The organism is Streptomyces sp. NPDC093089 (genome assembly GCF_044754405.1).
In the GTDB taxonomy this organism is placed as follows: Bacteria; Actinomycetota; Actinomycetes; order Streptomycetales; family Streptomycetaceae; genus Streptomyces.
Window position 1 is genome coordinate 503,047 of record NZ_JBIVPA010000002.1, and the last position, 18,361, is coordinate 521,407.

20 protein-coding genes, 3 tRNA genes and 1 pseudogene are annotated in these 18,361 nt (G+C 72.7%); 7 read left to right on the forward strand and 17 right to left on the reverse strand.

Features of this window, described 5'->3' with window-relative positions; all coding sequences use genetic code 11:
- Positions 1-63: 63 nt before the first annotated feature.
- Complete coding sequence (locus ACIQFX_RS05955) at positions 64-696, forward strand: NAD(P)-dependent oxidoreductase (RefSeq protein ID WP_402459246.1); 633 nt, start codon at positions 64-66, stop codon at positions 694-696.
- Between the two features lie 147 nt (positions 697-843).
- Here the strand turns inward: ACIQFX_RS05955 and ACIQFX_RS05960 are convergent.
- The 6 genes and pseudogenes from ACIQFX_RS05960 to ACIQFX_RS05985 form a co-directional block, all read right to left on the reverse strand.
- A pseudogene (locus ACIQFX_RS05960) lies at positions 844-1,920 on the reverse strand (UDP-N-acetylmuramate dehydrogenase); the annotation flags it as partial.
- A gap of 37 nt (positions 1,921-1,957) precedes the next feature.
- On the reverse strand, positions 1,958-2,386 hold the full coding sequence (locus tag ACIQFX_RS05965) for a MaoC family dehydratase (protein WP_402459248.1): 429 nt from the start codon (positions 2,384-2,386) through the stop codon (positions 1,958-1,960).
- 2 nt (positions 2,387-2,388) lie between these two features.
- Positions 2,389-2,841 carry a MaoC family dehydratase N-terminal domain-containing protein gene (locus ACIQFX_RS05970; RefSeq protein ID WP_376485974.1) on the reverse strand — a complete coding sequence of 151 codons (453 nt, stop codon included), beginning with the start codon at positions 2,839-2,841 and terminating at the stop codon, positions 2,389-2,391.
- 84 nt (positions 2,842-2,925) lie between these two features.
- On the reverse strand, positions 2,926-3,090 hold the full coding sequence (gene rpmG, locus ACIQFX_RS05975) for a 50S ribosomal protein L33 (RefSeq protein WP_003956487.1): 165 nt from the start codon (positions 3,088-3,090) through the stop codon (positions 2,926-2,928).
- Between the two features lie 89 nt (positions 3,091-3,179).
- Positions 3,180-3,252 (reverse strand) — tRNA-Met (locus tag ACIQFX_RS05980).
- Positions 3,253-3,296: 44 nt separating this feature from the next.
- A tRNA-Thr gene (locus ACIQFX_RS05985) sits at positions 3,297-3,369 on the reverse strand.
- Positions 3,370-3,576: 207 nt separating this feature from the next.
- On the opposite strand from ACIQFX_RS05985, the gene ACIQFX_RS05990 reads away from it, so the two are divergent.
- Together ACIQFX_RS05990 and ACIQFX_RS05995 are read left to right on the forward strand one after the other, a co-directional pair.
- Positions 3,577-4,857, forward strand: a complete 1,281-nt coding sequence (locus tag ACIQFX_RS05990; protein WP_402459250.1) for an amidohydrolase family protein — start codon at positions 3,577-3,579, stop codon at positions 4,855-4,857.
- Between the two features lie 2 nt (positions 4,858-4,859).
- The gene (locus ACIQFX_RS05995) at positions 4,860-5,516 is read left to right on the forward strand and encodes an NAD(P)H-binding protein (RefSeq protein WP_402459252.1); all 657 of its coding nucleotides are present in this window, start codon (positions 4,860-4,862) and stop codon (positions 5,514-5,516) included.
- Between the two features lie 87 nt (positions 5,517-5,603).
- On the opposite strand, the gene ACIQFX_RS06000 is transcribed toward ACIQFX_RS05995, so the two are convergent.
- Positions 5,604-5,685: transfer RNA gene (locus ACIQFX_RS06000), tRNA-Tyr, on the reverse strand.
- 171 nt (positions 5,686-5,856) lie between these two features.
- On the opposite strand from ACIQFX_RS06000, the gene ACIQFX_RS06005 reads away from it, so the two are divergent.
- From ACIQFX_RS06005 to ACIQFX_RS06020, 4 genes are all read left to right on the forward strand, one after another.
- The gene (locus ACIQFX_RS06005; RefSeq protein WP_367827665.1) at positions 5,857-6,348 is read left to right on the forward strand and encodes a YajQ family cyclic di-GMP-binding protein; all 492 of its coding nucleotides are present in this window, start codon (positions 5,857-5,859) and stop codon (positions 6,346-6,348) included.
- A 95-nt stretch (positions 6,349-6,443) separates the two neighbouring features.
- Positions 6,444-7,019: a methylated-DNA--[protein]-cysteine S-methyltransferase gene (locus tag ACIQFX_RS06010; RefSeq protein WP_402459254.1), complete on the forward strand. Its 576-nt coding sequence runs from the start codon at positions 6,444-6,446 to the stop codon at positions 7,017-7,019.
- Complete coding sequence (locus tag ACIQFX_RS06015) at positions 7,016-7,645, forward strand: alpha-ketoglutarate-dependent dioxygenase AlkB family protein (RefSeq protein ID WP_402459256.1); 630 nt, start codon at positions 7,016-7,018, stop codon at positions 7,643-7,645. Before ACIQFX_RS06010 ends, ACIQFX_RS06015 begins: the two co-directional genes overlap by 4 nt.
- A 24-nt stretch (positions 7,646-7,669) precedes the next feature.
- Positions 7,670-8,908 carry an APC family permease gene (locus tag ACIQFX_RS06020; protein ID WP_402459258.1) on the forward strand — a complete coding sequence of 413 codons (1,239 nt, stop codon included), beginning with the start codon at positions 7,670-7,672 and terminating at the stop codon, positions 8,906-8,908.
- Here ACIQFX_RS06020 and ACIQFX_RS06025 read toward each other — a convergent pair.
- The 10 genes from ACIQFX_RS06025 to ACIQFX_RS06070 all read right to left on the reverse strand — a co-directional run bounded on the left by ACIQFX_RS06025 (position 8,874) and on the right by ACIQFX_RS06070 (position 18,359).
- Complete coding sequence (locus ACIQFX_RS06025) at positions 8,874-9,893, reverse strand: hypothetical protein (RefSeq protein ID WP_402459260.1); 1,020 nt, start codon at positions 9,891-9,893, stop codon at positions 8,874-8,876. The two genes, ACIQFX_RS06020 and ACIQFX_RS06025, sit on opposite strands and share 35 nt — an antisense overlap.
- Positions 9,894-9,900: 7 nt before the next feature.
- Positions 9,901-10,299, reverse strand: a complete 399-nt coding sequence (locus tag ACIQFX_RS06030; protein WP_402459262.1) for a YccF domain-containing protein — start codon at positions 10,297-10,299, stop codon at positions 9,901-9,903.
- Entirely contained in the window at positions 10,296-11,159 is an 864-nt protein-coding gene (gene htpX, locus ACIQFX_RS06035) for a zinc metalloprotease HtpX (RefSeq protein ID WP_402459264.1), read from the reverse strand. The genes ACIQFX_RS06030 and htpX overlap by 4 nt, the downstream gene beginning before the upstream one ends.
- A gap of 173 nt (positions 11,160-11,332) precedes the next feature.
- Complete coding sequence (gene mscL, locus ACIQFX_RS06040) at positions 11,333-11,791, reverse strand: large conductance mechanosensitive channel protein MscL (RefSeq protein WP_402459265.1); 459 nt, start codon at positions 11,789-11,791, stop codon at positions 11,333-11,335.
- A 32-nt stretch (positions 11,792-11,823) separates the two neighbouring features.
- On the reverse strand, positions 11,824-13,329 hold the full coding sequence (locus ACIQFX_RS06045) for an NADH-quinone oxidoreductase subunit N (RefSeq protein WP_402459267.1): 1,506 nt from the start codon (positions 13,327-13,329) through the stop codon (positions 11,824-11,826).
- Positions 13,326-14,879 (reverse strand): NuoM family protein, encoded by a 1,554-nt coding sequence (locus tag ACIQFX_RS06050; RefSeq protein WP_402459590.1) that lies wholly within the window; start codon positions 14,877-14,879, stop codon positions 13,326-13,328. Before ACIQFX_RS06050 ends, ACIQFX_RS06045 begins: the two co-directional genes overlap by 4 nt.
- 27 nt (positions 14,880-14,906) lie before the next feature.
- Positions 14,907-16,886: an NADH-quinone oxidoreductase subunit L gene (locus ACIQFX_RS06055; RefSeq protein WP_402459268.1), complete on the reverse strand. Its 1,980-nt coding sequence runs from the start codon at positions 16,884-16,886 to the stop codon at positions 14,907-14,909.
- A complete protein-coding gene (gene nuoK / locus ACIQFX_RS06060; RefSeq protein ID WP_402459270.1) occupies positions 16,883-17,248 on the reverse strand; it encodes an NADH-quinone oxidoreductase subunit NuoK in 366 nt (121 codons plus the stop codon). Before nuoK ends, ACIQFX_RS06055 begins: the two co-directional genes overlap by 4 nt.
- Positions 17,248-17,802, reverse strand: coding sequence for an NADH-quinone oxidoreductase subunit J (locus ACIQFX_RS06065; RefSeq protein ID WP_376487054.1), 555 nt, complete (start codon positions 17,800-17,802; stop codon positions 17,248-17,250). The genes nuoK and ACIQFX_RS06065 overlap by 1 nt, the downstream gene beginning before the upstream one ends.
- Positions 17,799-18,359: a NuoI/complex I 23 kDa subunit family protein gene (locus tag ACIQFX_RS06070; RefSeq protein ID WP_402459272.1), complete on the reverse strand. Its 561-nt coding sequence runs from the start codon at positions 18,357-18,359 to the stop codon at positions 17,799-17,801. Before ACIQFX_RS06070 ends, ACIQFX_RS06065 begins: the two co-directional genes overlap by 4 nt.
- Positions 18,360-18,361 lie beyond the last annotated feature (2 nt).

An 18,361-nucleotide genomic window follows, 5' to 3' on the forward strand; every position in this document is an offset into this window, starting at 1 on the left:
CGTGAGTGAGTATCCACCCACCCTGAGGGTGAGTGAACACTTACCCACTATGGGGGATGCGACATGAAGCTCACAGTCTTCGGTGCGACCGGCGGCATCGGCCGGGAGATCGTCCGCCAGGCGCTGGACTCCGGCCACGAGGTGACGGCGGTCGTGCGGGACCCGGCGCGGCTGACGGTGACCGGTGAGCGGCTCGTCGTCCATCGGACCGACCTGTCGGACCCCGACGCCCTCTGCGAGGCGGTCACGGGCCGGGACGCGGTCCTCTCCGGCCTCGGCGCCCGGAGCAGGGCCGACGCGGGCGTGGCCGCCCGGCTCACCCGCTCGGTGCTCACCGCGATGGAGGTGGAGAGCGTGCGCCGCCTCCTGGTGGTCAGCGCCGCCCCGCTCGGCCCGGTGCCGGACGGTCAGGCCCTCGTGGACAAGGCCGTCCTCGCGATCATCAACTCGGTCCTCAAGGACGTCTACGCCGACCTGCGGGTCATGGAGTCCGACCTCGCCGCCAGCTCCGCCGACTGGACCGCCGTGCGCCCGCCCAAGCTGACGGACAAGCGGCTCACCGGCCGCTACCGCACGGTCGTCGGCGGCACCCCGCCCCGCGGCCGCTCCCTCGCCCGCGCCGACGTGGCCCACGCGATGCTGAAGATGATCGACGACCGCGCGACGGTACGGCAGGGCGTCGGCGTGGCGTACTAGGCCCCGCTCCGAAGCGGGGCCGGGGGGCCCGCCGGACGGGCACTCCCGGGCACTCCCGGGCACTCCCGGGCACCCCTAAAGCCCCTAAAGCCCCTAAAGCCCCTAAAGCCCCTAAAGCCCCTAAAGCCCCTAAAGCCCCTAAAGCCCCTAAAGGGATACGCCGACCGTCACCGGCTCGTTGACGAGGGTGATCCCGAAGGCGTCGTGGACCCCGGCGACGACCTCGCGGGCGAGCGCGAGCAGGTCCTCGGTGGTCGCCTCGCCCCGGTTGGTGAGGGCGAGCGTGTGCTTGGTGGAGATCCGGGCAGGGCCGGAGCCGTATCCCTTGGTGAAGCCGGCCCGGTCGATCAGCCAGGCGGCGGAGGTCTTCACGGCGCCGTCCTCGCCCGCGGGGAACGCCGGCGGCAGGACGTCGGGGCCGAGGCGCCCGGCCACGCGCGCGAGGAAGCCCTCGTACTCCCCCGCCGTGAGGATCGGGTTGGTGAAGAAGGAACCCGCGGACCAGGTGTCGTGGTCCTCCGGGTCCAGGACCATGCCCTTGCCCGCGCGGAGCTTCAGGACGGTCTCGCGGGCCGTCGCGAGCGGCACCCGGTCCCCCGCCTCCACCCCGAGGGCGCGGGCGGTCTCGGGGTACTTGATCGGCGCCGACATCCCGTCGGCGTCCTCGAGCTCGAAGCGGACGCGCAGCACCACGTACCGGTCGGGCAGGTCCTTGAAGAGGCTGTGCCGGTACGAGAAGGCGCACTCGGCGTTGGTGAGGGTGACGGTCTCCCCCGCGCGCCGGTCGTAGGCGACGACCTCGGTCACGGTCGCGGAGACGTCCTGCCCGTACGCGCCGACGTTCTGGATCGGGGTCGCGCCTGCCGAGCCGGGGATGCCGGCCAGGCACTCGATCCCGGCGAGTCCGGCCTCCACGGTCCGCGCCACGGCGTCCGTCCAGACCTCGCCCGCGGCGAGCTCCAGGCGCGTGCCGTCCAGGGTGAAGCCGGTGGTGGCGATCCGCAGCGCCGTGCCGTCGAAGCCCTTGTCCCCGATGACCAGGTTGGAGCCGCCGCCGATGATCAGCAGCGGGGTCCCCGCGGCGTCGGCCTCGCGGACCGCCGCGACCACCTCGTCGTCGGTGGTGGCGGTGACGAGCCGGGTGGCGGGGCCGCCGAGCCGGAAGGTGGTCAGGGGCGCGAGGGGGGCGTCGTGGAGTGGCTGCACGGGCTCAAGAGTACGGGCCCGCCGCTTCCGCGACGGGCCCGTGACGCTCGTGACGTCAGGCGAGGCGGACCACGGCCCGCGACATCCCCAGCACCTTCTGCCCGGCGCTCATGGCGGTGATGTCCACCCGCACCTGCTGGTCGTCCAGCTTCGCGGCGACCTTGGCGGAGACCTCGATCAGCGCGCCGTTGCCGTCGTTGGGGACGACGACCGGCTTGGTGAAGCGGACGCCGTACTCGACGACGGCGGCGGGGTCGCCGGCCCAGTCGGTGACGACGCGGACGGCCTCGGCCATGGTGAACATGCCGTGGGCGATGACGTCGGGGAGTCCGACCTCGACGGCGAACTTCTCGTTCCAGTGGATGGGGTTGAAGTCCCCGGAGGCGCCGGCGTACTGCACGAGCGTGGCGCGCGTCACGGGGAAGCTCTGCGCGGGCAGCTCGGTGCCGACCTCGACGTCGTCGTAGGCGATCTTCGCGGTCATGGTCAGGCCCCCTCGGGTGCGCGGGAGACGAGCTTGGTCCAGGCGGTCACGACGTGCTCGCCGGAGGCGTCGTGGACCTCGCCGCGGATGTCGAGGATGTCGTTGCCCGCGAGGGACTTGATCGCCTCGATGGTGGAGGTGACCGAGAGCCGGTCCCCGGCGCGTACCGGCCGGGTGTAGGCGAACTTCTGGTCGCCGTGGACGACGCGGCTGTAGTCGAGGCCCAGCTGCGGGTCCTCGATCACCTGGCCGGCGGCCTTGAAGGTGATGGCGAACACAAAGGTCGGCGGGGCGATCACATCGGGGTGACCGAGTTCCTTGGCCGCCTCCTGATCGGTGTACGCGGCATTCGCGTCACCGATCGCCTCGGAGAATTCGCGGATCTTCTCCCGGCCGACCTCATAGGGCGCGGTGGGCGGATAGGTCCGGCCCACGAAGGACTGGTCGAGCGCCATGGACTCGATACCTCCTGCTGGATCTGTTGCGATAAACGACACGAGGCCGCCCCCTGGTGGGGACGGCCTCGTGTACGAGCCTGGTTAGCGCGTCTCGCGGTGCGCGGTGTGCGAGTTGCAGCGAGGGCAGTGCTTCTTCATCTCAAGACGGTCCGGGTTGTTACGCCGGTTCTTCTTGGTGATGTAGTTCCGCTCCTTGCACTCCACGCAGGCCAGCGTGATCTTCGGGCGGACGTCGGTGGCAGCCACGTGAGTGCTCCTTGACGGACGGATAGGATGGATTAACGCATGAAAGAGTAGCCGATCGCAGGACCGACCCCACAATCGGCTACCGTGTGTAGCGGTGACCGGACTTGAACCGGTGACACAGCGATTATGAGCCGCTTGCTCTACCGACTGAGCTACACCGCTTTGATGATCCGGATCCCGCCCGAAGGCGGGATCCCTCTCACCAGAGCCCCAATACGGAATCGAACCGTAGACCTTCTCCTTACCATGGAGACGCTCTACCGACTGAGCTATTGGGGCGAGCGAGGAAGACATTACACGGTCTCCGGCCCATCACCCAAATCCGTTTCCCCGCACCCCCGCGACGGCCCTCACCAGGCGTCACGTAGGCCACTCGTGGACTCGTCGGTACGACTTTTGCGCACCTCCTCGAAGGCGGGTCCGAGCCGCCCTAGGCTCGGCCCCACGCTGCGTGATCTTGATCTTGCAGGAGCCTTGAGGAGCCCGATGTCAGCCGACAGCAAGCAGCCCCAGCCACCCGAGGACGGGGCCGCCACCACCGCCGACTCGACCTCGCTCCTGCTCTCCCACGCCCGCCTCGCCGACGGCCGGACCGTGGACGTCAGGCTCGCCGGCGGCCGCATCGAGGCCGTCGGCACGGCCGGCAGCCTGGCCGCCGTCGGCGCCCGGGTCGACCTCGCCGGGTACCTGCTGCTGCCCGCCCCCGCCGAACCCCACGCGCACGCCGACACCGCCCTCTCCGCCGACACCCCCGGCCCCGTCTCGTACGCCCCCGACGAGGTGCAGCGCCGGGCCACCGAGGCCGCGCTGCTCCAGCTCGGGCACGGCGCGACCGCGCTCCGCGCGCACGTGCGGATCGGCGACGTCCAGGGGCTCGGCCCGCTGGAGGCCGTGCTCCAGTCCCGGCGCTCGCTGCGCGGCCTCGCCGACCTCACGGCCGTCGCCGTCCCCCGGCTGCTCACCGGGGTGGCCGGCGCGGACGGGCTGGCGATGCTGCGGGACGCCGTGAAGATGGGCGCCGGCGTGGTCGGCGGCTGCCCGGACCTCGACCCGGACCCGGCGGGGTACGTGGAGGCCGTTCTGGAGGTCGCCGCCGAGCACGGCGTCCCGGTGGACCTCCACACCGACGCCGACGACCCGGCCCGCCTCGCGCGGCTCGCGGCGATGGCCGGCGGACTGCGGCCCGGGGTGACGATCGGCCCGTGCGCCGGGCTCGGCCGGCTCCCCGGCGACGCGGCGCGGCGGGCGGCCGACCAGCTGGCGGCGGCCGGCGCGACGGTGGTGTGCCTGCCGCAGGGCGGCTGCGGCGGTACGGAGCTGCGCGGCGCCGCGCCGGTCCGGCTGCTGCGGGCGGCCGGCGTGCGGCTCGCCGCGGGCAGCGGGGCGATGCGGGACGTGTCCAACCCGGTGGGGCGCGGCGACCCTCTGGAGGCGGCCTACCTCCTCGCCTCGCTCGGCGGGCTGCCGCCCCAGGAGGCGTACGCGGCGGTGAGCACCGGGGCGCGGGCGGCGATGGGGCTGCCGGAGGTGCGGGTGGAGGCGGGCTTCCCCGCGGAGCTGCTGGCGGTGCGCGGCGAGCGCCTGTCGGGCGTGCTGTCCCTGGCGTACAGCCGGATCGTGGTGCACCGGGGGCGGGTGGTGGCGCGGACCAGCGCGGTGCGGGAGTACTGCGACTCCGCGGCGGCCCTCGACCTGCCCCGCCAGGCGCGTCCGGAGCGTCCGCCCGAGCCGGGGAGCCCTCCGGCCGGTCCCGTCGTACGGTCGTGAGTATGCGCATCGTCATCGCTGGAGGACACGGACAGATCGCCCTGCGCCTGGAAAGGCTGCTCTCGGCGGGCGGGCACGAGGTCGCGGGGATCATCCGCAGACCGGAACAGGGCGCCGACCTGCGGGAGGCGGGCGCCGAGCCCGTCGTCCTCGACCTGGAGTCGGCGTCGGTCGAAATGGTCGCCGCCGTCCTGCAGGGCGCCGACGCGGCCGTCTTCGCGGCCGGCGCGGGACCGGGCAGCGACGCGGCCCGCAAGGAGACGGTGGACCGCGCGGCCGCGGTGCTCTTCGCCGACGCGGCGGAACGGGCCGGCGTCCGGCGCTACCTCGTCGTCTCCTCGATGGGCGCGGACGCGACCCACCCGGGCGACGAGGTCTTCGACGCCTACCTGCGTGCCAAGGGCGCCGCCGACGACGACATCCGCACCCGTACGACCCTGGACTGGACGATCCTGCGCCCGGGCGCCCTCACCAACGACGCCGGCACCGGCCTGGTCCGTCTGGAGGCCCGTACCGGCCGCGGCCCCGTCCCCCGCGACGACGTCGCCGCCGCCCTCGCCGAACTCCTCGACACGCCCGCGACCGCCGGCCTCACCCTCGAACTCGTCTCGGGCTCCACCCCGCTCTCCGTCGCCGTCAAGGACGTCGCGGGCAACTGACCCCCGCCCGGTCCGCGGCACGCCCCGCGAACCGCCCCCGGAAACGAGTGAAGGTCCCCAGTGCAAGCACTGGGGACCTTCTTCACGTGGCGACGCCAGGATTCGAACCTGGGTAGGCTAAGCCGACGGATTTACAGTCCGCTCCCATTGGCCACTCGGGCACATCGCCATGGGTTCGCTGCTTCGGATCACCGCTTGCGGCGGTGTTCCTTGGCAACGACGTAAACAATACCTGATGCCGGGGGGTGGTTCGCCACCGGATTGATCAGCGGATCGGGGCGTGGCGAAGGCCTAGGCTTTGGGCTGTACCCCACAGCACCCGAACAAGGAGCCACGAGTCATGGCCGACTCCAGTTTCGACATCGTGTCCAAGGTCGAGCGGCAGGAGGTCGACAACGCCCTCAACCAGGCCGTGAAGGAGATCTCGCAGCGCTACGACTTCAAGGGAACCAACGCCTCGATCTCGTGGTCGGGCGAGAAGATCCTGATGCAGGCGAGCGGCGAGGAGCGCGTCCTGGCGATCCTCGACATCTTCCAGTCCAAGCTGATCAAGCGCGGGATCTCGCTGAAGTCGCTGGACGTCGAGGGTGAGCCGCAGCTGTCCGGCAAGGAGTACAAGCTCTTCGCCTCGGTGCAGGAGGGCATCTCGCAGGAGAACGCCAAGAAGGTCGCGAAGGCCATCCGGGACGAGGGCCCCAAGGGCGTCAAGGCGCAGGTGCAGGGCGACGAGCTGCGGGTCAGCTCGAAGAGCCGGGACGACCTGCAGGCCGTGCAGGCGCTGCTGAAGGGCAAGGACTTCGACTTCGCGATCCAGTTCGTGAACTACCGCTGACCCGTCGAGGCAGGTGTCCGAATACCGCCAGCCGGAGGGCCGGCGGGCCCCGCACACTGGGTCGTGAGAGACCCGTGCGGGGAGAGGAACCAGTCATGACCGTGTACGCGTACGTCGACGGCCCCCTGGGCGAGATGCTGCTGGTCGGGCGTCTCGTCGAAGGGGGCCGTGCCGTGCTGTGCTCGCTGTCCCTGCCGGGGCAGAAGGGCGGCGTGGAGGTCGGGGACGGCTGGACGCCCGCGCCGGAGGCGTTCGAGGACGCCGCGGGGCAGCTGGGCGAGTACTTCGCCGGGCGCAGGAACCGGTTCGAGCTGGAGCTCGCGACGGACGTCGGCACCGCGTTCCAGCGGCGGGTCTGGGAGGCGCTGGACGGGATTTCGTACGGGACGACCGTGTCGTACGGGGAGATCGCCCGCAGGGTCGGTTCGTCCGGGGCCGGGGTGCGGGCGGTGGGGACGGCGATCGGGCGCAATCCGCTGCTCGTGGTGCGGCCCTGCCACCGGGTGATCGGGGCCGACGGGAGCCTGCGCGGGTACGCGGCGGGGCTGGAGCGCAAGGAGCGGCTGCTCGGGCTCGAAGGGGCCGGGCTCGAAGGGGCCGGGCTCGAAGGCGCGGGAACGCTCGGGCTCGGAGGGGTCGGGGCGCTCGGGCGCGGAGGGGCCGGGGTGTGACCGAGGGGCTCTTTCCGCGGGAGCGGGCCGTGGTCGGGCCGGGGGCCGTGCACGTGCCGGGGTGGCTTCCGCTCGCGCGGCAGCGGGAGTTGGTGGAGGCCTGCCGGGAGTGGGGGCGGGGGCCCGTGCCGTACCGGCAGACCGTGCTGCCGGGCGGGGGCGTCATGTCGGTGCGGTCGCTGTGCCTGGGCCGGCAGTGGGTGCCGTACCGCTATCTCGACTCGGTCGGGGTCGAACTGCCGGGCTGGCTGGCGGCGTTGGGCCGGGAGGCGCTGGTGGAGGCGTACGGCGACGACGGCGGCTTCGCTCCCGACACGGCGCTCGTGAACTTCTACGCGCCGGGGGCGCGGATGGGCATGCACCAGGACCGGGAGGAGCGCTCCGGTGCGCCGGTGGTGTCGCTGAGCCTCGGGGACCGGTGCGTCTTCCGGTTCGGTAACGAGGAGAACCGCGGACGGCCCTATCGGGACGTCGATCTGGCCTCCGGTGACCTGTTCGTCTTCGGCGGGGAGTCGCGGTGGGTCCACCACGGGGTGCCCCGGGTGTACCCGGGGACGGCCGAGCCGGCACTGGGGCTGACGGGACGGCTGAACATCACCCTGCGGGAGACCGGGCTCGCCGTCTGAGGCGGGGGCCTTAGTGTGCGGGGCATGACAGAGGAACTGCGCCGGTCGCTCGGCGTCTTCGACGCGGTGGTGATCGGGCTCGGCTCGATGGTGGGGGCCGGGATCTTCGTCGCGCTCGGGCCGGCCGCGGGCGCGGCCGGGTCGGGGGCGGGGCTGCTCTGGGCGCTCGGGATCGCGGCCGTCGTGGCGTACGCCAACGCGATGGCGTCGGCCCGGCTCGCGGCCCGTTATCCGGCGTCCGGCGGCACGTATGTGTACGGTCGCGAACGCCTGGGGTCGTTCTGGGGGTACCTGGCCGGCTGGGCGTTCGTGGTCGGCAAGACGGCCTCCTGCGCGGCGATGGCGCTGACCGTCGGGGCGTACGTGTGGCCGGAGCAGGCGCATGCGGTGGCGGTCGCCGCCGTGGTGGCCCTGACGGCCGTCAACTACGGCGGAGTTCAGAAGTCGGCCCTGGTCACGCGGACCGTCGTGGCGGTGGTCCTCGCGGTGCTCGCGGCCGTGGCCGCGGTGTCCCTGGGCGCCGGCGAGGCGTCCCGCGCCACCCTCGGCGGGGAGCTCGACACGGGCGGGGTCATGCAGGCCGCCGGTTTGCTCTTCTTCGCGTTCGCGGGGTACGCGCGGATCGCCACGCTCGGCGAGGAGGTCCGCGACCCGGCCCGCACGATCCCCCGGGCCGTGCCGGTGGCGCTCGGGATCGCGCTCGCCGTCTACGGGCTGGTCGCGGTCAGCGTGCTCACCGTCCTCGGCCCGGCGGCCCTCGCCCACTCCCCCGCGCCGCTGGCCGACGCGGCCCGCGCGGCGGGCGCCGAATGGCTCGTGCCGGCCGTCACGGTGGGCGCGGCGGTCGCGGCCCTCGGTTCGCTGCTCTCGCTGATCCTCGGGGTGTCCCGTACGACCCTGGCGATGGCCAGGGACGGCTACCTGCCCACGGCGCTGACCGCCGTGCACCCGCGCTTCCACGTGCCGCACCGGGCCGAGGTCGCGGTGGGCGCGGTGGTGGCGGTGGTGGCCGCGACGGCGGACGTGCGGGGCGCGATCGGCTTCTCGTCCTTCGGCGTGCTCGTCTACTACGGCATCGCGAACGCCTCCGCCTGGACCCTGGGCGGGCGGAACCGGCCGCTCGCCGCGCTCGGGCTGGCCGGGTGCGGGGTGCTGGCGTTCGCCCTGCCCCTCGGGTCCGTGCTCGCCGGGGCGGGGGTCGTCGCGGCGGGTGTGGTGGCGTGGGCCGTCAGTCGAGGACGAGCCGTACCCCCGCGGCCGTGAGGCCGTCGACGAACTCCCGGAAGGTGGCCGGGCGGCCCTCGGCGTAGGGCAGGACGCCGAGGCAGACGCGGGCCACGTCGGCACGGTGCCAGACGAGCGTGGTGCCCGCGAGGAGCTCGCCGATCGCCCGGGGCGCGCCGACGCCGAGGGCGCGGCCGGGGCCGTGCACGGCCTCCCCCAGGGCGCAGAGGAACGAGTCCTCGTCGACGACGTCGGCGCCGTCGAGGTGGTAGGTGGTGCCCGGGACGATCTCCGGGGCGCCGGCGGACCTGCGGGCGGCCTGGGTGAGCCACTCGCCGCGCGCCGCTCCGGTGAACCGCCGCCAGCTGCCGGCTTCGGCGGGCCGGTCGCCCCGCCACAGCTCCCAGACCTCCCGGACCTGGTGCGGCACGAGTCCCGACCGGGGGAAGGACACGGTGAGGTCGACCAGGTCGTGGGCGCGGTGCGAGGCGTCCCAGCCGGTGATGTGACCGGCCGCGGCCTCGTGGTGCACGCTGCCGATCGCGTCCAGGACCTGGTAGCGGACGGCCTCGAACTCGGCCGCCCCGGCGGCGAGGGCGTCCCGCAGCCCGCCGCGGGGCGAGCAGCCGACGAAGGTGACGTCGGTGTGGGTGCGGTCCGCCGGTTCCGGCGGCGAGACGCGGACGAGGTTCCCGCAGGGCACGGCCGGGGCCCCGGTGTACGACCTGCGGGGCCCCTCGTCCGATTCGACGATCACGACGTCGCCGCGCGCGCCGAGGACCCGGACGCCCGTGAAGCACCAGGCGAGGTCGTCGGGGGTCCGGACGTGGAGCGTGCCGAGCGGCGCCGTGCCCTCCACGACGGCCTGGGTGACGGCCCTGCCCAGCTCGCCGCGCGGCTCGCAGCCGCGCACCTCGTGGACGGGGCGCGGCGGCGGCACGGGCTCTCCGTACAGGCCGTCGACGTCCTTGCAGAGGGCGACGGCGTACACGCCGGAGACGAGGGCGTACTTCGGGTTCCGCACCGGTCCCTCAGTGGGCCTGGTAGTACGCGGCCTGGTCCGTGGGGACGATCTCCTTGCCGAGGGGCAGCAGGGAGACGGGGATCATCTTGAAGTTGGCGATGCCGAGCGGGATGCCGATGATCGTGATGCACAGGGCGATGCCGGTGGTGATGTGGCCGAGGGCGAGCCACCAGCCGGCGAGGATCAGCCAGAGGACGTTGCCGACGCAGGAGGGCGCGCCCGCGTCGCGGCGGTCGACGACGGTCTGCCCGAAGGGCCAGAGGGCGTAGACGCCGATGCGGAACGCGGCGAGCCCGAAGGGGATGCCGATGATCGTGATGCAGAGCAGGACGCCCGCGAGCATGTAGCCGAGGAACATCCAGAATCCGCACAGGATCAGCCATATGACGTTGAGGATTGTCTTCACGGGCGGCGACCTGCCATCTGTTCGAGCCGGGCGATGCGCTCGGCCATCGGCGGATGGGTCGAGAACATCTTGGACAGACCCTGTCCGGGACGGAAGGGGTTCGCGATCATCATGTGGCTCGCGGTCTCGATCCGCGGCTCCGGGGGCAGGGGTAGCTGCTTGGTGCCGGCTTCCAGCTTGCGCAGCGCGCCGGCCAGCGCGAGCGGGTCGCCGGTGAGCTGGGCGCCCGAGGCGTCGGCCTCGTACTCGCGGGAGCGGGAGATGGCGAGCTGGATGATCGAGGCGGCGATGGGGCCGAGGATGACGATCAGGAGGTAGCCGAGGAGGCCGGGGCCGTCGTCGTCGTTGGAGCGGCCGACCGGGATGAGCCAGGCGAAGTTGACCAGGAACATGACCACGGACGCGAGTGCTCCGGCGACCGAGGAGATCAGGATGTCCCGGTTGTAGACGTGGCTGAGTTCGTGGCCGATGACGCCGCGCAGCTCGCGCTCGTCGAGGATCGCGAGGATGCCCTCGGTGCAGCAGACGGCGGCGTTGCGCGGGTTGCGGCCGGTGGCGAACGCGTTCGGCGCCTGGGTCGGCGAGATGTAGAGCCGGGGCATCGGCTGGCGGGCCTGGGTGGAGAGCTCGCGCACCATCCGGTACAGCGCCGGTGCCTCGAACTCGCTGACCGGGCGGGCCCGCATGGCCCGCAGCGCCAGCTTGTCGCTGTTCCAGTACGCGTACGCGTTGGTGGCGAGCGCCACGACGAGGCCGACGATCAGCCCCGTGCGCCCGAAGAAGCTGCCGATGACGATGATGAGGGCGGAGAGCCCTCCGAGGAGTACGGCGGTCCTCAGCCCGTTGTGCCGGCGGTGCACGGTACGCCCTCCTGGTGGTGCGGCAGGGGAACCCTTCGCTTCGTGGCGGTCCTCCCCCGGACTTCGTCAGGGGGGACCACCACGTCCAGTGGACCCTCCCGTACTGGTCAACGCCAGGCGGGAGGTGCGGGTTCCCCGGGCCGCACGGGGCCGGCCGTGGGCCGTTCGGGTGATCAGCGGGCCGCCGGGACGCCCAGCTTCTCCAGGGTGGTGGCGGTGGTGGGCTCGACCTCGCTGGTGCAGTGGGCGCAGCGGGAGGCGATGGCGGGGATCTCCGTGAAGCAGCGGGGGCAGTCGCGCTTCTCCGACTTGGGGTCGGCGGCCTCCGCCTTGGCGAACTTGTCCTGGATCTTCGCCATGGGGACGACGATCAGGAAGTACAGGACGGCGGCCGTGATGACGAACGCGATGACGGCGGCGATGGCCAGGCCGTACGGGAAGACCGTGCCCTGGACCTTGAAGCTGGCCTCGCTGAAGTCGCCGACGGAGCCGGTGGCGAGACCGATGAGCGGGGTGATGAACGCCTTGCTGAAGCCGGTGACGACGGCCGTGAACGCCGATCCGACGGCCAGACCGATGGCCATCGAGATGACGTTCCCGCGAAGTATGAAGTCCTTGAATCCGTTCAGCACGGGGTGTTGCTCCTCGGTTCTCTGCGGGGGGATCAGAACAGGGCCGTCGCCGCGAAGCGGAGGGCGAACTGCGGGTAGCCCGACAGGACGACTCCGGCGGCGGCGGTCAGCGCGATCGCCAGGGTGACCGGCGCGGGGGCCCCGTGCGCGGCGGGCGCCCCCTCCGGCGTGCGGAAGAGGAGCGCCGTCCAGCGCAGGTAGTAGTACAGCGCGATCACGACGTTGAGGCCCATGACCACGGCCAGCCAGCCCAGGCCCGCGTCGACGGCCGCCGAGAAGACGGTCACCTTGGCGAAGAGGCCGATGATACCCGGGGGCAAACCGGCCAGATTCAGGAGGAAGAACCCGAGCGCGAGGGCCGCGGCGGGGCTGGCCGCGTACAGGCCCCGGTAGTCCTCGATGCGGTTGCCGGGGTGCGTACGGGCGACGAGCGCGACGACCGCGAAGGCGCCGAGGTTCACGACGGCGTACATCAGGGCGTACGCGACGGTGGCGCCGATCTGGTCGTCGCTGGAGTACGCGGCCGCGGCGATCGGCACCAGGAGGTAGCCGGCCTGGGCGACGGAGGACCAGGCGAGCAGGCGCACCGCGCTCCACGCGCGCGTGGAGACCTGGCGGAGGGCGGCGACGTTGCCCGCGGTCATGGTGAGCGCGGCGAGGACGGCGAGCGCAGGGCCCCACACGTCCGCGTACGACGGGAAGGCGACGACCGTGACAAGGATCAGCCCGGTGAAGCCGACGGCCTTGCCGACCACGGAGAGATAGGCGGCGACGGGCAGCGGGGCGCCCACGTAGGTGTCGGGCACCCAGAAGTGGAAGGGCACGGCGGCCGTCTTGAAGGCGAAGCCGACCAGGGTGAGGGCGACGCCGGCCTCGGCGAGCGTCTGGAGCTGCCCGGGGACGTCGTCGAGGCGCTGGGCCAGCTCCGTGAGGTGCAGGGTGCCGGTCGCCGCGTACACGAAGCTCGCGCCGAGCAGGGTCACGGCGGTCGCGGTGACGGACGAGAGGAAGAACTTGAGCGCGGCCTCCCCGGACATGCGGTCGCCGCGCTTCAGGCCGACGAGCGCGAAGGCCGGCAGCGAGGCCACCTCCAGGGCGACGACGAGGGTCGCCAGGTCGCGCGAGGCGGGCAGCAGCGCGGCGCCGGCGGCCGAGGACAGCAGCAGGAACCAGTACTCGCCCGCCGGGAGCTTCTCCCGGGTCTCCGACAGCGACAGCAGGGCCGTCAGGAGCGCGCCGCCGAGGACGAGCAGCTGGATGACCACGGTGAAGCGGTCGGCGGTGTAGCTGCACGCCGTCAGCTGCGTGTCGGCGGTCAGGCAGAAGGTCTCGCGGTCGCCGGCCCGCAGCGGGACGAGCAGCGCGAGCGCGGCGGTGAGGCCGCCGATCGCGGTCCAGCCGAGGAGCTGCTTGCGCTCCGGCGGCACGAAGAGGTCGGCGACGAGGACGACGAGCGCCACCACGGCCGTGAGGGTCGGGGGCGCGATCGTGAGCCAGTCGACGGACTGGACGAGCGACCCGCTGGCGAACGACGTCACTGGGTGCCTCCGGCGAGGAGCTTCTGGACGGCCGGGTCGGTGAGGCCGAGGAGGACGGCGGGCCAGAGCCCGGCGAGGACGGTGAGGGCGACGAGCGGGGTCCAGGCGGCGAACTCGTACCCCTGGACGTCGGCGATCGCCGCCTCCCCGGCGGGCCGCGCGCCGCCCATGCAGACGCGGCGCACGACGATCAGGAGGTAGGCGGCGGTGAGCAGGGTGCCGAACGCGCCGATCGCCATGAAGGTGAGGAAGGCCGGGCGGCTGAGGCCCGCGGCGGGTTCGAAGGCTCCGAACAGGGCCAGCATCTCGCCCCAGAAGCCGGCCAGGCCGGGCAGGCCGAGGGAGGCGACGGCGGCGAACGCGAGGAGCGCGCCGAGGCGCGGGGCGCGGCCGTACAGGGCCGCTCCGGTGGCGCCGGCGAGGGTGTCGAGGTCGGCGGTGCCGTACCGGTCCTTGACCGCGCCGACCAGGAAGAACAGCAGGCCGGTGACGAGGCCGTGGGCGACGTTCGCGAACAGCGCGCCGTTGACCCCGGTGGGGGTCATGGTCGCGATGCCGAGCAGCACGAAGCCCATGTGGCCGACGGAGGAGTACGCGATGAGGCGCTTCAGGTCGCCCTTGGCCCCGGGGCGGGCGAGCGCGAGGCAGGCGAGCGAGCCGTAGACGATCCCGGCGACGGCGAACGCCGCGAGGTACGGCGCGAAGGTCCGCATCCCGTCCGGTGCGATCGGCAGCACGATCCGGACGAAGCCGTACGTGCCCATCTTCAGGAGCACGCCGGCGAGGAGGACCGAGCCCACCGTCGGGGCGGCGGTGTGGGCGTCCGGGAGCCAGCTGTGCAGCGGCCACATCGGGGTCTTCACCGCGAGCCCGAGACCGATCGCGAGAACGGCGGTGACCTGCACGGACGTGGTCAGGCCGCGGCCGTTGTCAGTGGCGAGTGCCAGCATGTCGAAGGTGCCGGCCTTCACCCCGATGAGGAGCAGGCCGAGCAGCATGACGACGGAGCCGAGCAGCGTGTAGAGGATGAACTTCCAGGCGGCGGCCTGCCTGCCCTCGCCGCCCCAGCGGGCGATGAGGAAGTACATCGGGACGAGGACCGTCTCGAAGGCCAGGAAGAACAGGACGAGGTCGAGGACGGCGAAGGTGGCGAGGGTGCCGGACTCCAGGACGAGCAGGAGCGCGACGAAGCCCTTCGCCGACGGGCCCGTCGGCATCTTGAAGTAGCTGTGGAGCGCGCAGAGGAAGGTCAGCAGCGCGGTCAGGACCAGGAGGGGGAGGGAGATGCCGTCGACACCGAGGTGGATGCGCACGTCGAGTGCCCTGATCCAGCTGATGTCCGTCGTGGCCTGCATCGTCGACGGGTGGTCGTGGTCGAAGCCGAGCGCGAGGACGATCGCGGCCAGCAGGATCACGCCGGTGACGGTGACGCCGTGGCGGAGCACGGCCTGGTCGGGGGACTTCCCCTTCAGCCCGGGCGGGGCGGGCAGGAGAGCGGCGGCGGCGCCGACGAGCGGGCCGGCGACGATCAACGCCAGGAGGAACTGCATCACGGATTCGCTGATATCGATCACGGCTCACGCTCCGGCGACGGCGTTGGCGAGGGCGACGGCGGCGATCGCCAGGACGACGGAGCCGGCGAGCAGGGCGCTCAGATAGGTCTGGAGGTTGCCGGTCTGGGCGCGGCGGACGAGCCAGCCGAGCCCCTTGGCGGAGTCGCCCGCGGCGCGGACGTAGGTGTCGACGACCTCGCGGTCCAGAAAGCGGACCAGGGAGGCGGCGGCGACGACGGGGCGGACGAAGGCGGTCCGGTAGACGGCGTCCAGATGGAAGCCGTCGGCCGCGGAGCCGTGCAGCGGCCCCAGGAGGACGCGGCCGGGGTCGGCCGGGTCCTCGGCGGGGTGCGGCAGGCGCAGCGCCTCGGCCTCGACCTGGCCCGCCTCGGCGTCCGGGTGGGCGACGTGCGGGACGGGCACCGCCGCGGGGGTCCTGGCGGCGAGGGTGCGCCAGACCGCGTAGGTGACCGCCGCTCCGGCCGCGGCCAGGCCCGTGCCCAGGACGGCCGTGGTCACCGTCGGGGTGAGGGCGTGCCCGTCGAACCAGTCGTCGAGGTACGTGACGGTCAGGCCGAAGCCCATCGAGGGGATCGCGAGGACCCACAGGACGGCCGTCATGGCGATCGGCTGGGAGCCGTGGTCCGGCGCCTCGGCACCCCGGCCGCGGAAGGTCCGCAGCCACAGGCGGAGCGCGTAGGCGGCGGTCAGCAGGGCGGTCAGCAGGCCCGCGACGAGGACGGTCCAGCCGGCCCCGGCGGGGGCGACGTCCCGGTCGCCGAGCGCGGTGTGCTCGGCGGCCACCAGGACGGCCTCCTTCGAGAAGAAGCCGGCGAAGGGCGGGATCGCGGCGAGCGCGAGGAGGGCGACGGTCATCGTCCAGTACGCGTCCGGGACGCGCTTCGCGAGGCCGCTCATCCGGGACATGGCGGTGAGCGAGTTCGTGCCGGCGGCGTGGATGACGGTGCCGGCGGCGAGGAACAGCAGCGCCTTGAACGCGGCGTGCGAGAGGAGGTGGAAGACGGCGGCCCCGCGGTCGCCGACGGCGAGGGCGCCGGCCATGTAGCCGAGCTGGCCGATCGTCGAGTAGGCGAGGACCCGCTTGATGTCGTCCTGCGCGAGCGCGGCGAGCGCCGAGCCGACCATCGTCACCGCGGCCATCACCGCGAGCACGGTCATCGCGGCGGCCGAGGCGGCGAACACGGGCAGCAGCCGGGCCGTGAAGTAGATGCCGGCGGCGACCATCGTCGCCGCGTGGATGAGCGCGGAGACGGGGGTCGGGCCGGCCATCGCGTCCGGGAGCCAGGTGTGCAGCGGGAACTGCGCGGACTTGCCCGCCACGCCCGCGAGCAGCAGCAGCGCGACCAGCGTGGGGTGGTCGAGGCCGCCGCTCGCGACGGTGCCGAGGACGCCGGTGATCCGGAAGGTGCCGGCGTCGGTGGCGAGCGCGAAGAGGCCGATGAGGAAGGGGACGTCGCCGAGCTTGGTGACGAGGAAGGCCTTCAGGGACGCGGCCCGCGCCTCGGGGGTCTCCCAGTAGTGGCCGACGAGGAAGTACGAGCAGATGCCCATGATCTCCCAGCCGACCAGGAGCACCATCAGGTCGCCGGAGTAGACGACGAGCAGCATCGCGGAGGTGAAGAGGGAGACGAGCGCGGCGTACGAGGGGTAGCGCGGGTCCTCGCGGAGATAGCCGGTCGAGTAGACCTGCACACAGGTCGCGATCACGCCGACGAGCACGGCGACGAGGGCGGCGAAGCCGTCGATGTACAGGCTCAGGTCGATGGGGACGGAGCCGGTCGGCGTCAGCTGGGTGGAGGCCTCGATGGTCTTCCCGCCGCCCTGCCGGACGGCGACGAGGACGGCCAGGACGGCCGCGGCGAGCGTCGGGAGCACGGCCAGCGGGCGCACGAAACCGGGCGCGGTGCGGCCGAGGAGGAGTCCGGCGACGGAGCCGAGGAAGGGCAGCAGGGGGACGAGGACGGCGAGGGTGGTCGTGGTCACGCGGCGGCCTCGGCCTTCTCGTCGGTGGGTTCCCTCCGGTCGTCGGGGACGTCCGACTCCTCGGCCGTGTCGCGGAGGCGGTCGATGTCCGAGGTCCCCTTGTTGCGGTGGACCATCAGGACGATCGCCAGACCGATGCCGATCTCCGCGGCGGCGACGGCGATGGTGAAGAGGGTGAGGGCCTGGCCCGCGTGCAGGGTGTCGCGGAGCCAGACGTCGAAGGCGACCAGGTTGAGGTTGACGGCGTTGAGCATCAGCTCGACGGACATCAGGACCAGGATCGCGTTGCGGCGGGCGAGGACGCCGTACAGGCCGACGCAGAAGAGCAGCGCGGCGAGGACGGCGGGGTAGGCGAGGTGCATCAGCGCTCCTGCTCCTTCTTGCGGGAGAGGACGATCGCGCCGACCAGCGCCGCGAGGAGGAGCACCGAGAGCGCCTCGAAGGGCAGCACCCAGTGCCGGAAGAGGACGGCGCCGGTGACCTCGGTCGAGCCCTGGACGGCGCCGTCGAGGTCGATCCACGTCGTGCGGAAGGCGTCGACGACGACCCAGACCAGGGCGACGGCGGCGGTCAGCGCGACCGCGAGGGCCACCGGCCGGTTGCCGGAGTCGGCGTCCGGGGAGCGGCCGATGGGCGCCTTGGTGAGCATCAGGCCGAACAGGAGGAGGACGACGACGGAACCGACGTAGATCAGCACCTGCACCCAGGCGATGAACTCCGCGGTCAGCAGCAGGTACTCGACGGCGAGCCCGCCGAGCGCCACGACCAGCCACAGCGCGGCGTGCACGAGCTGCCGGGTGGTGACCGTGACGAGGGCCGCGCCGAGGGTCACGAGGCCGACGAGGACGAAGGCGATCTCGACGCCGGAGGGCGAGAGGAAGCCCTGCGTCTGCTGCGCCGTGGCGGCGAGGGTCACTGCTGGTCCTCCTGGGCCTCGGCCGCGGCGGCCGCGGCGGCGGCGGCCTTCTCCGCGGCCTTGCGGGCGGCGGCGATCTCCTTCGGCTCCTCCGCGCGCGGGTCGAGCGCGGGCGGCTCGGGCACCGTCCACATCCACTCGCGGAGCTTGTCGCGCTCGTGGGTGAGCTCGTGGATGTCGGTCTCCGCGTACTCGAACTCCGGCGACCAGAACAGCGCGTCGAACGGGCACACCTCGATGCAGATGCCGCAGTACATGCAGAGGGAGAAGTCGATGGCGAACCGGTCGAGGACGTTCCGGCTGCGCTCGCGGCCGCCGGGCGCGGCGGCCGGGACCGTCTCCTTGTGGGAGTCGATGTAGATGCACCAGTCGGGGCACTCACGGGCGCACAGCATGCACACCGTGCAGTTCTCCTCGAACAGGCCGATGACCCCGCGCGTACGGGGCGGCAGCTCGGGCTGCACCTCCGGGTACTGCGCGGTGACCGTCTTCCTCGTCATCGTGCGGAGCGTGACGGCGAGGCCCTTGGCGAGGCCGGAGCCGGGGATGGGAGGCATGG